Annotated in this window: 15 protein-coding genes and 1 pseudogene; 14 read left to right on the top strand and 2 right to left on the bottom strand. The window is 45.3% G+C overall.

Translation table 11 applies throughout. The features are described from left to right. Positions 1-36: 36 nt before the first annotated feature. From QM657_RS00080 to QM657_RS00020, 13 genes are all read left to right on the top strand, one after another. Positions 37-729: an aspartate/glutamate racemase family protein gene (locus tag QM657_RS00080; RefSeq protein ID WP_415064487.1), complete on the top strand. Its 693-nt coding sequence runs from the start codon at positions 37-39 to the stop codon at positions 727-729. A 27-nt stretch (positions 730-756) separates the two neighbouring features. Then, positions 757-1,341: a flavodoxin family protein gene (locus QM657_RS00075; RefSeq protein WP_415064486.1), complete on the top strand. Its 585-nt coding sequence runs from the start codon at positions 757-759 to the stop codon at positions 1,339-1,341. A 37-nt stretch (positions 1,342-1,378) separates the two neighbouring features. Then, positions 1,379-1,744 carry a hypothetical protein gene (locus tag QM657_RS00070; RefSeq protein WP_415064485.1) on the top strand — a complete coding sequence of 122 codons (366 nt, stop codon included), beginning with the start codon at positions 1,379-1,381 and terminating at the stop codon, positions 1,742-1,744. Between the two features lie 229 nt (positions 1,745-1,973). After that, entirely contained in the window at positions 1,974-2,600 is a 627-nt protein-coding gene (locus tag QM657_RS00065; protein ID WP_415064484.1) for a TetR/AcrR family transcriptional regulator, read from the top strand. Next, positions 2,597-3,595, top strand: coding sequence for an amidohydrolase family protein (locus QM657_RS00060; protein ID WP_415064483.1), 999 nt, complete (start codon positions 2,597-2,599; stop codon positions 3,593-3,595). The genes QM657_RS00065 and QM657_RS00060 overlap by 4 nt, the downstream gene beginning before the upstream one ends. A 10-nt stretch (positions 3,596-3,605) precedes the next feature. Beyond that, positions 3,606-3,872 carry a DUF2316 family protein gene (locus QM657_RS00055; RefSeq protein ID WP_415064482.1) on the top strand — a complete coding sequence of 89 codons (267 nt, stop codon included), beginning with the start codon at positions 3,606-3,608 and terminating at the stop codon, positions 3,870-3,872. Positions 3,873-4,093: 221 nt separating this feature from the next. Further along, entirely contained in the window at positions 4,094-4,429 is a 336-nt protein-coding gene (locus tag QM657_RS00050; RefSeq protein ID WP_415064481.1) for a helix-turn-helix domain-containing protein, read from the top strand. A 216-nt stretch (positions 4,430-4,645) separates the two neighbouring features. After that, a complete protein-coding gene (locus tag QM657_RS00045; RefSeq protein ID WP_415064480.1) occupies positions 4,646-7,192 on the top strand; it encodes a LuxR C-terminal-related transcriptional regulator in 2,547 nt (848 codons plus the stop codon). A 109-nt stretch (positions 7,193-7,301) separates the two neighbouring features. Continuing rightward, on the top strand, positions 7,302-7,610 hold the full coding sequence (locus QM657_RS00040; protein ID WP_415064479.1) for a hypothetical protein: 309 nt from the start codon (positions 7,302-7,304) through the stop codon (positions 7,608-7,610). Positions 7,611-7,645: 35 nt separating this feature from the next. Beyond that, a complete protein-coding gene (locus tag QM657_RS00035; RefSeq protein ID WP_415064478.1) occupies positions 7,646-9,436 on the top strand; it encodes a methyl-accepting chemotaxis protein in 1,791 nt (596 codons plus the stop codon). Positions 9,437-9,461: 25 nt separating this feature from the next. Next, complete coding sequence (locus QM657_RS00030) at positions 9,462-11,594, top strand: methyl-accepting chemotaxis protein (protein WP_415064477.1); 2,133 nt, start codon at positions 9,462-9,464, stop codon at positions 11,592-11,594. 48 nt (positions 11,595-11,642) lie between these two features. Beyond that, positions 11,643-12,473 carry an HD-GYP domain-containing protein gene (locus QM657_RS00025; RefSeq protein WP_415064476.1) on the top strand — a complete coding sequence of 277 codons (831 nt, stop codon included), beginning with the start codon at positions 11,643-11,645 and terminating at the stop codon, positions 12,471-12,473. 12 nt (positions 12,474-12,485) lie between these two features. Continuing rightward, positions 12,486-14,030, top strand: coding sequence for a diguanylate cyclase (locus QM657_RS00020; RefSeq protein ID WP_415064475.1), 1,545 nt, complete (start codon positions 12,486-12,488; stop codon positions 14,028-14,030). Here QM657_RS00020 and QM657_RS00015 read toward each other — a convergent pair. Next, positions 14,004-15,035: a YeiH family protein gene (locus QM657_RS00015; RefSeq protein ID WP_415064474.1), complete on the bottom strand. Its 1,032-nt coding sequence runs from the start codon at positions 15,033-15,035 to the stop codon at positions 14,004-14,006. The two genes, QM657_RS00020 and QM657_RS00015, sit on opposite strands and share 27 nt — an antisense overlap. Before the next feature lie 181 nt (positions 15,036-15,216). Between QM657_RS00015 and QM657_RS00010 the strand changes: the two genes are divergently transcribed. Then, positions 15,217-16,095, top strand: a complete 879-nt coding sequence (locus QM657_RS00010; RefSeq protein WP_415064473.1) for a LysR family transcriptional regulator — start codon at positions 15,217-15,219, stop codon at positions 16,093-16,095. Between the two features lie 89 nt (positions 16,096-16,184). Here QM657_RS00010 and QM657_RS00005 read toward each other — a convergent pair. Next, positions 16,185-16,528 (bottom strand): annotated as a pseudogene (locus tag QM657_RS00005) (ABC transporter ATP-binding protein); the annotation flags it as partial.

Raw genomic sequence — 16,528 nt, 5'->3', positions numbered from 1 at the left:
TTTTTACCATAACCCTAATTGACAGGAGGAAATAATTTGAAAACAATTGGATTGCTCGGCGGAATGAGCTGGGAAAGCACGGTTACATATTATCAAACCGTAAATGAAATAGTAAAACAAAAGCTGGGCGGATTGCATTCCGCGAAAGTACTGCTTTACAGTGTGGATTTCGCTGAAATTGAGAAATGCCAGGCAGAAGGTGACTGGGAAAAGAGTGCTGATATTCTGTCCGAAGCAGCAGAAAATCTTGAAAAAGCCGGTGCGGATTTTATTGTGATCTGTACTAATACCATGCATAAGGTATCCCCTCAGATTCAAAGCAGGATTAACATCCCTATTATTCACATTGCTGAAGCAACGGCAGAGGAATTGAAGGGCCGCAATATTACAAAAGTTGCACTTCTGGGAACAAAGTATACGATGACACAGGATTTCTACAAGGAAAAACTGATAAATGCAGGGATTACGGTCCTTGTTCCGGGCGAACAGGAAATTGAGATAATAAACGATGTTATTTACCATGAATTATGCCTGGGAATTATTTCAGAAGCATCAAAGGAAAAATACCGCCGGATTATTGACGGACTGGCGAAACAAGGCGCCCAGGGAGTGATTTTGGGATGTACGGAAATCGGTCTGTTAATCCAGCAAAAGGATACGGATTTGCCTGTATTTGATACAACTCAAATTCACGCTTTAAAGGCTGCCATGCTTTCCATAGAAAATTAAAAAGTGAAAATTTTTGAAGGTGAGAACATGAAAAATATCTTAGTCGTTCAGGGCGGCGGACGCCCGAAAGGAAATACAGCACAGCTTGTAAACGCATTTATAAAAGGAGTACAGGAAGCCGGCCATCAGATTGAGCTTGTGTCTCTGCTGAAAACAGAAGTAAAGGGCTGCCTCGGATGCAATGCCTGCCGCTTTGGCAAGCCCTGTATCCAAAAAGATGGTTTTAATGATCTGGTTCCTAAAATAAAGGCTGCCGATCTGATCGTATTTGCATCTCCTGTCTATTTCTGGACAATTTCTTCCCGGATCAAGGCTTTTATCGAGCGTTTTTACTGCATTGCAGAGGAGGACCCCAATCCGCCTTTAGGCCGCTACGAGAGGTATCCGATCAAAGACTGTGCGCTGCTTATGACAGCAGCAGACGATTTCTTCTGGACCTTTGGGCAGGCGGTTTCTTATTATGAATTTGCACTGGTAAACTATATTGGCTTTCACGATAAGGGCATGGTGCTGGCAGGCGGATGCGGCGATACCAACGGCAAGGCCCAGATCCATAAGACAAACCATTTGACCAGAGCGTATGAATTCGGCAAAACCATATACAACGGCTGACGGCAAGCGTGAACCGGAGCCTGATAAGGAGGACCTCATGATTAATCACGGTAAAGAAGAATCAGATGCATTGAAAATAATATCTTCCACCATCAGCAACTGTGAAAAGGCGCAGCTCAAATTTGCAGCCGGAACATCCCAGCATTCTCTGCTGAAAAACAGGATAAAAGCGCTCTATATATCCCAGGCAGTGATATCAAATGACGGTTCTATCAAGACGTATACCGGGGAAGAGCTGTCAAAAGCATTGCCTCCTGTAATTTCCATTATCAGTAAAACAGAAAAAGCCCAGAGCAAATACGAAAAGGAAAGTGCACAGTACAGGCGGTTTGAGCCAATTATTAAGGCAATGAGAATTTCTGAATCACTGATTAAGGAAGAATTATGTAAAAGAGAATTGTGAAAAAGAGAAGACCGTTAAATTTTCCATTGCCATTTTGAACTTGAATATAAAATTTACAGGAAGACTGCGCATGGTAAAACTCCCTGTTGACATTTTAGCACACTTGTACTATTCTATATTTAGTACAAGTGTGCTAAAATAAACACATAAAACAAGTCCTGCCTAACCGGCATCCCCGTAAGACATGCCAGCAGGAAAGCCCCACTCACCGCGATAAAGGAGAAGCCACATGAGCAAAGAGACAAAAAAGACAACGTATGAGGCGATCATAACCGCTGCCCGAAAGCTGTTTATAGAAAATGGATATGACAATGTCAGCATGCGTGATGTGGCGGCAGAGCTTTCAATCAGTGTGGGAAACTTAACGTATCATTTTAAGAAGAAAGAGGACTTGCTGGAGGCAGTGGTCATGGATTTTTCCAGCCGGTATTCCCCTCATTCTGTCTGCACCACATTGGAAGAACTGGATGACCTCCTGAAGTTCTTTGAACAGTTGGAGGAAGAGAATTTATTCTATTTCAGCAACTATACAAAGATGTCCCGGATGAGCGGACAAATCCGGGAAATCCAGCGCAGGGTTTTCATGGACAATACGGTTTTATGGGAGGATTCTCTTAAAAAACTGAATGAGGCGGGCCTGGTACAGCCGGAAGAATTTCGGGAGCAGTATGCGGAAACAGGAAATACGCTTCATTTTATGAAAATTTACTGGCACCAGAGGGAAGAATCCCAGCGGCAAATGGGCGTTCCCATTTCAAATTTCAGGCAATCGGCATGGGGGATTTTATTTATGCTGCTGACGGAAAAGGGAAAAGAATTTTACTTTAAAAATGTGGAAAAGGAGAAATTATCATGAAGGTGATCGCATTGGAAGAACATTTTATGTCAGCAGCCGTAAACGAAGAGTATACAAAAATCTTCTCAGAACATGCGAGTCCTGCGGCACGGATAAGGGCTGCGTTCGTGGCAAATTATATAGAAAAAGACAACAGCCTGCTGGAAGTAGGGGAAAAGAGACTGTCTTATATGGACAGAAGCGGTGTGGACATTCAGGTTATCGGATACGGAAACAATAATCCCATGGAGCTTCCCGCCGTACACGCCATACCTCTATGCAGACAGGCCAATGATGAGCTGGCAGCCCACATTGCAAAGAACCCGGAACGGTTTTACGGCATGGCCAGCCTTCCGGTTGCCGATCCGAAGGCGGCGGCAGAGGAGCTTGACAGAGCGGTAAAGGAACTGGGTTTTAAAGGTGCCATCCTCAACGGAACTTACAACGGCCGTTTTTTTGATGATGAGGAGTTCTTCCCCATTTTTGAAAAAGCCGCAGAGCTTGATGTTCCCGTTTATTTTCACCCCGGTGAAATTAATGAGCAGGTAGCCGGTTATTATTACAGCGGAAGCTGGTCTGATTCTGTGGCCTCTATTCTGGCGAATCAGGGTTTTGGATGGCATGTGGACAGCGGAATCCATGTGATCCGTATGATTCTCTCCGGTATTTTTGATAAGCTTCCTGACCTCACCATCATTTCCGGTCATTGGGGAGAGCTTGTACCGTATTTCCTGGAGCGCCTTGACAGACAGCTTCCCCCTGGTCTGACCGGGCTGAAACAGGAATTCTCAAAGTATTACAGGGAGCACGTCTATGTCACACCAAGCGGAATGCTCTATAACGCTCCGTTTCGCCTCTGTCTGTCTGAACTGGGAGCAGACCGCATCTTATGGGCCGGGGATTATCCTTACTTAAGGCCTGAAAATGCCAGGGAATACTTAGAAAGTGCAGATATATCCCAGGAGGATAAGGAAAAAATCGCTTATATCAATGCAGCCAGGTTATTAAAGCTTTAAAAGGAGGTGCATGAGCTTAAATGCGCACCAACGAAAGCAGACGAGTTTTGAGCTGCATAAGAACCATCAGATATCCGGCCTTTCCCTGGAAACCATACGGGCGGATTTAGGATTTACAGCGGAGGAGCTTTCTGCTGCATTTGAGCTTTCTACTCCCGGACACGATCCGACTGATGTGTGGAAGCTGCGGGACTATCTGGAAAAGAGCATCAGGGAACAGGGGAAAGAACCTTATCCATATTCGTCGCTGAAAGTGAATATCTGGTATCAATATTAGAGATAATAAATGAGGAAAGACCGGCTTATTAAGCCGGTCTTTCCTCATTTATTATGGAGAGAACCGTCTGATCAGGCAGATGCTTGTTTCAAAAAAAGGATGAGGTGTATCCTTTTATGTATTTTTGTAATATAGTAAACACTATTTATTGAAATGTAATTTTTGTAAACTATTAATGCACAAATAAAAATTCTAAGTTACAAAGACGGGGTAAGAATAGAATGAAAAAGACATTAGGAAGAAGAATCAACCAGTTACGGAAAGACAAAGGTATGACCTCTGAACAATTGTCAGAACAGTGCGGTGTGAATGCGGTGCATATTCGCAGGATTGAAAGCGGAAGCGGCTTGCCAAGCTTCCATCTTTTTCTGAAAATATGCAATGTACTTGGAACTTCCGCAGATTATCTGCTGGGAGATCTTTTGGACAATCCTGTCATTCCTGACAGCGTCCAGCAATTGGGAAAGCAGCTCAAGCATTTAGAGCCGGAACAGGTTGACATGATCAATGAGATGATCGAAGTCATGATCCGGCACACCAAAAAGGAACAGGTGTAAGATGAGCGGGAGCCTCTGGTGAAGAGGCTCTATTTTAATATCTTAATTTGTCTTGCTTTTTTAATGCATTGTAGTATATAATGATACAAAAGAGGTTATTATGTTACAATTTTACAACGAAAGAACGTAAAAATAACTGTATCGGTTGGCATAAAAGTGAGTCCCCTGGAATTTTGGGCAAATATGAACACCCCAGTGAGAAATACCATACAGCAGATGAAGAATGGAGAAAGCGAGATGCGCAAAAGATCCAATCGCCAGAAAAAGTATTATTTCCCGGCCAGACTCATAAAACAGCTTGGCCGGATACAGGACTATCCATTGACCATTGTGGAGGCCCCGTCGGGATTTGGAAAAACAACAGCCGTCAGGGAGTACTTAAAAGGCAATCTTCCTGAGGGTGCCTGTGAGTATTGGTATACGTGTCTGGGAGGCCCTGTCTCTGTTTCATGGCAGGGTTTTTGTGAGGTATTTGCAAAGGTTGATGAAAAGGTGGCTGAAGACCTTAAAAATTTAAAGCTGCCGACCAGGGATACACTGTTTTATATGGCTTCGTATTTAAAAGATATTTTCTGTCAGTCAGAAACCTACTTTGTAGTGGATAATTTTCAGTTTTTTGACTGTGAGCTTCCTCACAAGGTGGGTATCGCTTTTTTTATGCATGAAAATCCCAATCTGCATATAATCCTCATCACGCAGCAGATGAAAATTGAACAGAAAATATCGCTCTATAACAGTGATGCTCTTTTGATTGATGCCCCTTATTTTTTCTTTGACAAAGAGAGTACTGATATTGTACTGCGCATGGAAGGGATTCAGTTAAATCGGGAGGAATTAGACAGGATATATGAGAATACGGAAGGATGGATATCGGCAATTCGGCTTCAGGCAATTAATTTGATAGAAACAGGTTCATTCAGTTTTAATGCGAGTATTGAACAGTTGGTGGAGACCTCCATCTGGAACAAACTCGATCCGGAGGAACAGGACTTTCTGCTTTCCGTATCGGTTTTAGACAGCTTTACAGCACATCAGGCAGCGATTATGCTGGGACAGGATTTCATCCCTCACAAGATTGAAGAGCTTCTTAAAAATCATGATTTTATACGCTATTTTCACGATAAACACCTCTACAGCATCCACAGCATCCTGCAAAATTATCTGAAAAACCGCTTTTATCATTTCTATCCGGAGGCATATCAAAAGCAAGTGTACTGCAGAGCTGGTGCCTCCTATGCTGCTATCTCACAGAATTACCTGGCTGCCATATTTTATTATAAAATCAGAGACTTTGATGCGATCCTGTCACTGCCCTTTACCGTTGAATGCATGGACATACAGGAAGCAAAATACCAGCCTGAATTTATTGTGAAAATAGTTCAGGGATGTCCGGAAGAAACCTGGATTAAGTATCCCTTTGCCATACTGGCTTTCGGCTATTATGCCCTGCTCCAGGGAGATATCCAGATATATGAAAGGCTCAGCGGTCTGCTTTACCGGGCGGTTGAGGATGAGACAAGGTTCAGTTTGGAGGAATTACGGCGAATAAAAGGAGAACATGCCATTTTAGAGACTTTGGGAAATTTCAACCACGTTCCCAAGATGATAGAAGGCCATGAGAAAACACTTCAATATTTAAACAGCCATTCCAACATGATCAAACCTGATACCCCCTGGCTGTTTGCAGCAACCTCTGTATTAAATATGTTTTGGAGGGAATCCGGCACATTAAGAGATACGCTGCGGCAGGTAGACAGAGGGGCCCAATTATATTGTAAGTTCACACAGGGAAATGGAGCCGGATATAACAGCATCATGTATGCGGAGGCCATGCTCATGTGCGGAGATGATAATGAGGCTGAAATTTTATGCTATAAAGCCCTTTATGAGGCCCGCAGCAATAAACAGACCGGCATGTGCATCTGTGCAGAGCTCATACGCGTCCGGATTGCCATTCTTCGCGGGGATGTGCGAGGTTACACAGAGTCCTTAACCAATCTCCAGAACTATGGGAAAGAAAACTCGAACTTGTATATCTTGAATATGATTGAATACTGTATGTCGGTCATCAGTGTTATATTAGGCGTTAAAGATTACGTGGCCCCCTGGCTTTACGATATGGAGCGCATAAAAAAAGTATTGCATGTACCGATCATCCCATTCGCCCAGTTGATTTACATAAGCCTTCTGCTCATGGATAAAAAGTACAATGAATTTTATGGGATTTGCCATATGGTTATGGATAAGAGGAGAGACTACAATGGGAGAATAAAGTATATCATGTATGATGTATACAGCCTCATATTTTTCTCTATGGCAAAGCGCAACAGCGGGGACTATCTGGGGGCTCAGAAGTGTCTGAAAGAAGCCCTTGATCTGGCGCTGCCGGACCAGATTTACCTGCCCTTTGCCCAGTTTTTAAGCATGGAAGAGTGCCTGTCTGAGCTGGTGGTGCGCCATTTTGACATGGAAAATGAAACAGAAGATCATGTGGACTGGGGCAGGGGAATGGCTGCCTTAAAGCTTCTTTGCAGCAGGCAGCAAAAGGGGGTATCCGTTATAAGAAAGGCCATTTTACAGGAAAAATCCCCGCTGACATCGAGGGAGAGAGAGGTTGCCCAACTGGCCAGGGAACGGCTGACCGCAAAGGAGATTGCTGAGAAGTTATATATTTCTCCGACAACTGTAAAAACAATCCTCAGAAATGTGTACAGCAAGCTGGATATTCATTCAAGAACCGATCTGGCTGCAAGAGATTTTTGACAAAATAGTCAAAAAAGGAGTATGCCATAAAAAATAATCTGCTGTATGTTTTATATAGCAGATTATTTTTTATGGCATACTCTCTTAGCTGATTTCGGAGGTGAAGAATATGAAAACCCGGCTTGAAAACAAAGACAGCTTAAATCCTGAAAAAAAGAAGAGGGACCGGTACTTTAAAAGTGTGAAGGCCTTACCGGATTACCAGTTGGAAGTGATCATGGAGACAGGTTCCATTATTCAGTTTGATTTTCGCCCCAGGCTGAATACTGCACGCTTTGGTGAGCTTCGCGATGAGAAACTGTTTCAAAGCGTGAAGACAGACGGCGATTATCTGATTTTCTGCAAAGAAAAAAGGATGCCGGTTAAGATTACGGCTTCCGAGTTTATGGACCTGGTACTGATTGATCGTGGGAAATAAGCAAAAAATATACCAATAGAGAAAGGACAAATGATATGTTAAATTCAAATTTAAACTCAAATCAAACAAAAAACAGCATTTTTAAAAATCTTACTGTTACAAAAAAGTTAGGTGTCGGATTTGGAATTGTACTCGCTTTGATGATGTCTGCGTCTCTTTTAGCTCTGTTTTGCATCAATAACATCAATAAACAGGTGGCGCTGTACGGAAAGTACACGGTGCCGAATGCAGAGCACGTCAGGAGCATGCAGGTGAATATGCAGGGAATTCTTCATTATCTGCTGGATGCAGTGGTGGAGGAGGACATTGCATCTTCCAAAACCAGCCTGGATGCGGCCGGCGCTCACGGGAAAGCGGTCATTGCTTCCCTGGATGCATATGAAAGCAACCAGCGCAATCATGACCTGGATGCAGATATTGAAACGGTCCGCACGATTTTGACAGAGGCTGCCCAGGAACGGGAGAAAATCTCCGCCCTTGTTTTGGAACACTCGGATGCGAGTCTTGGAGAAGCGCTGGCCTCTTTTAAGGATAAGTATGAGCCGAGAATTGAAGAGGCAATGGAAATCCTGTTTAAGCTGTCCACAGTCGCCCGGGAACGTGCTGTGCACCAGAGTCAGGAAGCTGAAGCTGCCCAGCGGCTTGCGTGGATTTTGCTGGTCGCTTTCGGTGTAATCTCCTTATTGCTCACGGTCCTGGTGGTCCTTCAAATCAGAAAATCAATCCTGCTCCCCATCAATGAGATCGTAGATGCTTACCGTGAAATGTCCAAAGGAAATTTAAATACGCAGATAACGTATAAAAGCAGGGATGAAATGGGCCAGATGGCTGAATTCATCCGAAACGGCAACAGCATGCTGATGGCCGTTATTCGTGATGTCATAGAGAAAATCACCCTGATCGCACAGGGGGACCTCCGGATCAGGGTAGATTTAGACTACCCAGGTGATTACACGGTTTTAAAAGAGGCGATCATCAATACTGCTTCATCCATAAACGGCACCATGCACACCATCAATGCCGCAGCCGGACAGGTCAGCATCGGTGCCGATCAGGTTTCCGGCGGAGCCCAGGAGCTGGCAGCTGGTTCCACGGAACAGGCCTCCTCTGTGGAGGAGCTGAGTGCGTCCATCATGCAGGTTGCAGAACAGGCTGCAAAAAATTCAGAAAGCGTCACAACCGCCGTCCGTTACGTGAAGCAGGCAGGGGAAGCGATTTCAAACAGCAATGAACACATGGAACAGCTCACCAGGGCCATGTCAAACATCGCTTCTGCATCAAAACAGATTGCCAGCATCACAAAAGTGATTGAAGACATCGCATTCCAGACCAACATCCTTTCCCTGAATGCTGCCATCGAAGCCGCCAGGGCAGGAGAAGCCGGAAAAGGGTTTGCCGTTGTGGCTGACGAGGTCCGCAATCTTGCTGTAAAATCTGCAGAAGCCGCCCAGCAGACAGGGACTCTCATACAGAATACGGTCAGTACCGTATCGGACGGCACGAAAATAACAGAGGACACAGCACACGTTCTCCAGGAAATGGAGGCTGACGCCAATCAGATCGGGGTCATCATGGGCACCATCAGAAGGGCATCTTCTGAACAGGCCGATGCAATCGAGCAGATCAAGCAGGGCCTGGAGCAGGTTTCTGCCGTTGTCCAGACCAATGCGGCAACTGCCGAGGAAAATTCTGCCACAAGCGAAGAGATGTCGGCACAGGCAGCCACACTGCGGAAAGAAGTGGAAAAGTTTAAGCTGAACTCCCTCCCTCCTTTTCATTTCGACGGACCTGTGACCGAAGCGGTATCGGTTTTGGGAAAATATTGAATACAGGGGATAGGAGAGTATGATTATGAACTTAAGAAAAATGAAGCTGGCGGCCAAAACATCTCTGGTGATGGCAGGTGTCTTGAGCGTTTCGCTGATCGTACTGATCAGTGCAACGGTTCTGTTCGTCAGAAAAGAGATGGGGGAAACCATTGACAGCGAGTTTTCAGGTATTGCCGAACAGAATGGGATCATCGTGCAGGGAATTATTGACGATGCCGCGAATGTGGCTCAGGGCTTTCAGGATTATCTGGAAGAGAGCTATGCGGAATATGATGAAATGCTGGTCTCACAGGCCGTAGATTCACAGGGAAATAAGGTGCCTTTTCCCACAAAAAAGAGTGCTGTTTATGAGACAGAGCTCATGGAACTGAACTATGAGGTTGAAAATTATATTTTACATAATGCCTGGACAACCGTCAAAAACAATCCGGATATCATCGGCATTGGGGCGTATTTTGAGCCGTACGCCTATGACGAATCGGTAAAGGATTACTCCCTCTATGTCAATGAGGAAGGCGCAATGAATCAGACCGCTGAAACCGATGTCCCTTATGAAGAGTATGGAGGAATGGAATGGTATTCCGTGGCGGCTTCCTCCCAAAAGAAGAATTTCACGAATCCATATGCGGAAAGCGGGGTCACAATGGTGACCGCATCATTTCCAATTGTTTCAGGAGGCAAAACACAAGGCGTGATCGTCGTCGATATTGCCGTAGAAAACTTTGCAAAGACAAAGTCTTCGGATGAGAAATATCCGACCATGTTTACGGATATCCTGACCCAGGATGGCACCATTGTTTACGACAGTGAGTCTCCGGAATTTACCGGCCAAAACCTCAGTGACCTGGTTGGCAGTGAGATCTATAACCAGATCAGTGAAAAGGCAAAGGCAGGCTCTGCCTTTAAAATAGAGGCTGCCTATGAGGGGACGGAATTAGTGGAATACTATTATCCGATTCAAGCCGGAGAAGAAATCTGGTGGTCTTCCACGGCTCTTGAAAAATCCGATTTAAATAAAGCTGTACGAAATCTTTGTATATTCATGGTTATCATGGCAGTTTGCGCATTGGCAGTCATTATTTCCATCACCGTCCTGCTGTTAAGGAAGATGTTAAGCCCCATCAACGGTGTTGTGGCCGCAGCAGAAAAAGTTGTAAGGGGTGAGCTGGATATTCACGTTGATATAAGGTCAGAGGATGAGATCGGAATGCTTTCCAAAGCATTTGCAGAAATGTCGGACAGGCTTAAAACCATCATTTCCGATGTGGGTTATCTGCTGGGAGAGATGTCTGAAGGGAACTTCCGCCTTTTAACCAGCCACGAAGAAAAATACATCGGTGAGTTTCAAAATATTTTACTTGCCATGGGCGGTATCAGCCAAAATTTAAGCAGAACCCTCAATGAAATCAACGTGGTTTCAGACCAGGTATCGGCAGGCTCTGAGCAGGTATCCAACGGGGCCCAGGTTCTCAGCCAAGGCGCCACGGAACAGGCCAGCTCCATAGAAGAGCTGTCAGCCGCGATCCTGGAGGTATCACAGCGCATTAAAGAAAATGCGGAAAACGCATCTGACGCAGGCCAGCTCTCAAACCAGGCCGGTACAGGCGTTATGGAAAGCAGCCGGCACATGGATGCATTGATTGGTGCGATGGAGGAAATTAAGAGCTCTTCCAGTGAAATCGGTAAGATTATCAAGACCATCGACGATATCGCATTTCAGACCAATATACTTGCTTTAAATGCAGCCGTGGAAGCAGCCCGTGCAGGCGAGGCAGGAAAAGGATTTGCCGTAGTCGCCGACGAGGTGCGCAGCCTGGCCGCAAGGTGCGCCGAAGCGGCAAAGAGTACGACAGAATTAATTAACAGCGCAGTCAGTGCTGTTGCAACCGGCACGGATCATGCGTCTGAAACAGCCCAGTCATTAAAAACTGTTGTAAAAAATGCAGAAATCATGGATGAAAAGATTCAGCAGATTGCCAGGGCCTCTGAGGAACAGTCTCAGGCCATCGCTCAGATTACAACAGGGATTGAAGGCGTCTCCGCCGTTGTCCAGACCAACTCCGCAACCGCCGAAGAAAGTGCCGGGGCCAGCGAGGAGTTAAGCGGACAGGCACAAATCCTTAAAAACCTTGTGGGTCAGTTTCAGCTTAGATAAAAGGATAGCGCTCATAATAACTTAGCCTTTATAGAAAGGATGATATAAATGACTGCAAACAACCTTCCTCTGGGTATCGGACATTTAGAACTGTTTTACCATCCTGCTGATTGCGCAAACATTATACGTTCAGGAAAGGTACATGAATCAACACAGTGGATCGAAGTATTTCAGCGGTATATGAAGATTACGGTCATTCCTTCGGATGACACGCATTTTAAGCTCACCCTCAGGGAGGTGGCGGAGGAATCCATTGCATGCAGCACTCCTCATCAGGGCCTTTCTGATGAGAGAAGCCGCAGGGATACCGTTATCCATACGCTGTTTGCCACACTTTGTGAAAAGAACGCGGAAGTAGAGAAGCATTCAAAGAGGATGGAAAAACTCTGTTATTCCATTGGCCGAAAGCTTCAACTGTCGCCAAAAGAGATTGATGAACTGACTTTGCTGGCGCTCATCCACGACATCGGAAAGGTGAGCATCAGCCCCAATATTTTACATAAGCCAGGCCCCTTAACGGATATGGAATGGGAGGAGATGAAAAAGCATCCGGAAATCGGTTACCGCATTGCCCAGACCATACCTGAGATTTCCTCTGCATCGAATTTAATCCTTGCCCATCATGAACGGTGGGATGGAAAAGGATACCCAAATGGATTGAAGGGAGAAAAAATTCCTTTCGCCTCCCGGATCATATCTGTCATTGACGCTTTTGACGCAATGACCAATGAACGTGTATACAGAAAGGCTTTAAGCACCCAGGAGGCGGTTTCTGAGATTGAAAAGAATTCGGGGAATCAGTTTGATCCGGGAATCACAGGATTGATGATTGAAGAAATTTTGAAGGAAGCCCAAAGCACCATGGGCGGGGGTATATAAATAGGAGGTGCCATGTTGTATAATCTGAACATATTTGCTCTGCTTGTCTTCGCGGCAACGCTGTGCTCAATACTTCTGGTATTATACTCTATCAAGCAGCACTATGCTGAAAAAGCTTACTTTCTGATTTTTTTGTCTGTCACCAATTTTATGTATAACTTCGGCTATCTGCAGGAAATCACTTCCAACACGCTGGAAACGGCTTTTTCCAACGTCCGCTTGCAGTATATGGGGCTGCCTTTTCTCCTGCCCATATCTTATTTATTCGCGCGTGATATTTACGGGCAGAAGAGGCTTAATAACGTAAGGCTTTTTCTGATTTTCTTTATGCCTTTCCTCAGCATGCTCGCTATGCAGGCATACCCGGTACTGAAAATTTTTTACAGAGATATGGAATATATCTCTAATGGCTATATCGCCAACTGCAGGGTATATCCCGGACCGGTGTACCACATGTATACCGTATACAGTTACGCAATTTTCCTCCTGATTCTCCGTCTGATCGTCAGGCATTTGTTTTCAAAGGAAAGCAGCAGGCTGAAAAGGCAGCAGAGCCGCCTCCTTTTGGTGGCATGTCTCGTTCCCATGTTGTGCAGCATTCCCTATGTGCTTTCTTCGGCCAAATTCCGGTATGACCCGACCCCGGCCGCCAACACCGTTTCCATGGTTCTGCTGCTTTATTCGGTCAGATACCACAACCTGCTCAGCGTAGTGCCTTTGGCCCGTGCCAAAGTGATCGAATCGATGGATGACGCCCTTATCGTCTGTGATAGGGATTTTAATTTTCTGGATGCAAACGAAGCTGCCAAAAGGCTGTTCCCTGTTTTAAAATCCCTGATACCCGGTGATGCCGTACCCGGCATAGAGCGGTTTAAAAATCCAACGGAACTGATGAGACTGCGGACGGATATAGGGACCCGGTGCTACAGGGCAACCCAGACCCCCATCCTGCAGGATGCCGTAGTCATCGGCATCTGCTTTCTGCTTCACGATGTGACTGAAAATGAAAAGCTGTTAAAGAAGCTGAGCATTCAGGCCTCCTTTGATTCCCTGATGTGCATTTATAACCGGAGGACGTTTTTTGACTTAGCCAGGCTCATGCTGTGTAATGGGGAGGCAAAACACATTCCCTATGCTATGATGATGATTGATATTGACTTTTTTAAGCGGGTAAATGATACGTACGGGCATCCCGCAGGCGATGCCGTCTTAAGGGCCGTGGCACTTATGGTGAAGAACAGCTTTCGCAGGGAAGAGGATATTGCGGGACGATACGGAGGGGAAGAAATCGTTGTTCTTCTCGGAAATATTTCCATGGAACGAACCCTTGCCGCTGCCGAAGAACTGCGCAAAAATATTGAGAAGATGCCTGTTTCTTACCAGGAGCACACGATGAATATCACAGTCAGCATAGGAATCGCCTGTTCCCCTGACGGAGAAAACGGTTACTCCCTGGAAGATATGTTAAATCAGGCAGATATAGAGCTGTATAAGGCAAAAGGAAGCGGGCGTAACCGGATAAGCCCTCCGTTACCAGATTCCCAGAAAGTGCTGTAACAAAAGGCTCACCGCCGTAATCCCCATCCAGCAGCAAAACCCCATGATCAGCGGTTTTCCTCCTGATTTCACCAGTTTGATCACATCGGAATTCAACCCAATGGCTGACATCGCCAGTACAATTAAAAATTTGCTCATTTCCTTAAACGGCAGAAAAACGGAAACCGGAACCCCAAAATGTGCAGCCGCTGTCGTGACAACAGACGCCAGTATGAAATAAATGATAAAAAACGGAAAGATATTTCTCATACTGACTTTCTTTCCGTCACCATTTCCCTTGCCTTTTGTCCGGGCGAATGCCAGCACAAGAGTGATGGGAATGATGGCCAGAGTTCTTGTCAGCTTAACCGTAACGGCTTTATCAAGGGTTGCAGAGCCTAAGCGGTACATGCTGTCCCAGGTGGAAGCGGCGGCAGTTACAGAAGAAGTATCATTAATTGCAGTTCCGGCAAAGATGCCGAAGGCTTCTCCTGAGGAAGAGGAAAATCCCAGCCATGCCCCAAGAGAGGGAAATAAGACAGCAGCAATGATATTAAAAAAGAAAATCACCGAAATCGCCTGAGCTATTTCCTCATCGTCTGCACCGATGACCGGAGCAGTGGCAGCGATGGCAGAACCGCCGCATATGGAGGAACCTACCCCAACTAAAGCGGATATGTTTGCCGGTATGCGCATGGTTTTATGCAGGATGAAAGCGATAGCGAGGGAGGCAGTGACGGTGCCCATGATAATCGGGAGAGACTGCCTTCCTGTTTCCAATATGACAGAGAGATTCAGCCCAAACCCCAACAGGATAACCGCATACTGCAAGACCTTTTTTGAAGTGAAATGAATGCCTGATTCGAATTTTCTTTTGTCTTTCACAAAAAAGGTGACAATCATGCCGGAGACAATTGCGATCACAGGCCCTCCGGCAATGGGAAACCGGCTGCCCATGAACCAGGACGGAACAGCAATAAGCAGGCACAGAGCCAGCCCGGCTCCGTTTTTTCTGATGAAGTTCATAGTTGCGCACTCCTTTTTCTATGTGAATATGTAAATCAGGTCTTTGTAAACGTCTATAAAGATATCACAAGGAGACAATAAAATGAAATTATAAATATTTATTATTTCATAAGAAAACATTATGGGTTGTGGTATAATATAAATAATTACTTAAGCGTATCAGAAAAGGAATGCAAAAAACATGAGAGACTTTCGAATTGACACATTTTTAGAAGTTTGCAGATGTATGAATTTTACAAGGGCCTCCGAAGCACTCAACATCACCCAGCCCGCAGTATCCCAGCACATTCATTATCTGGAAAGCTTTTACGGCGCAAAGCTGTTTAAATATGAAGGCAAAAAGATGTACTTAACCGATGCCGGAAACACCCTGTATCAGGCGGCCATTACCATGAAGCATGACGACCTTTACTTAAAGCAGATCATCAGGGACTCCGGAAAGAAGAAAAACAGTCTGGTCTTTGGCGCCACCTTAACCATAGGAGAATTTGTCATAGCCAGGGGAATCAGGAAGTATTTAAGCCTGTACCCGGATACCGAGGTGCGGATGCTGGAGGGCAATACCAGTGAGCTGCTGGAGAAGCTGAACGCAGGAGAAATTGATTTTGCAGTTGTAGAGGGGAATTACAGCAAGAAAAAGTACGATGATCTGCCTTACTCCCAGGAGCGTTATATCCCTGTCTGCGGCAGAGATCATGTATTTCAAAGCAAACCGAAAAAACTGGCGGATTTGCTGTCAGAGCGGATCATCATAAGGGAAAGCGGTTCCGGAACAAGGGATATATTTGAAAAAAACATGGAAGCCAGGAATCTTGAAATAAGAGATTTTAAATACACAGTTGAAATAGAAGGGATCAATGCCATAAAGTCCCTGGTAGAAGAGGGCTGCGGAATCACCTTCCTCTACGAAGCAGCAGTGAAAAAAGAACTGGAGTCAGGAAGTCTCATGGAAATCAAATTAGAAGATTTTCAGGTGCTCCATGATTTCGCGTTTATCTGGAACAGGGGAAGCATTTTTTCAGAGCATTACCGTGAAATATATAAGATACTGAAAACGTGAATATCCGGAAAAGAAAATCAATGATCAAAGAACAAGAGTGCTCTCAAAGCCATGAAATGACTTGAGGAGCACCCTTATTTATATTGCGGTTATATTCCCATTTCCAGGGTCCTGGCAGATAAAGCGCTTCCTTTACGCAGCTCCTGACGTGCTGTCTGTATGAGGGAATCCATTTTTTCCAGTTCCTCCAGCAGGACTTTTTCTTCCTCGCTGGTATCGATCACCTTGCTGATTCCGCCGTTTTTAATGATAATACGCCTGTCAGCCATGAGAGCCAGAAGAGGATCGTGAGTTGCCATTAAAACGATCTTGTCGGAGGACACCAAAAGGTCAAGAGCCTTTTTGCGGTCAATTCCGGCATTTTCAATTTCGTCGATCAAAACGATGGGAGAGGAGCTTAAGATGGCGGTATCCGCGATCATCAAAGCTCTGG

This window comes from Lacrimispora sp., from assembly GCF_047605665.1.
Taxonomy (GTDB): domain Bacteria; phylum Bacillota; class Clostridia; order Lachnospirales; family Lachnospiraceae; genus Lacrimispora.
This window is presented reverse-complemented; position numbering and strand designations above follow the sequence as displayed.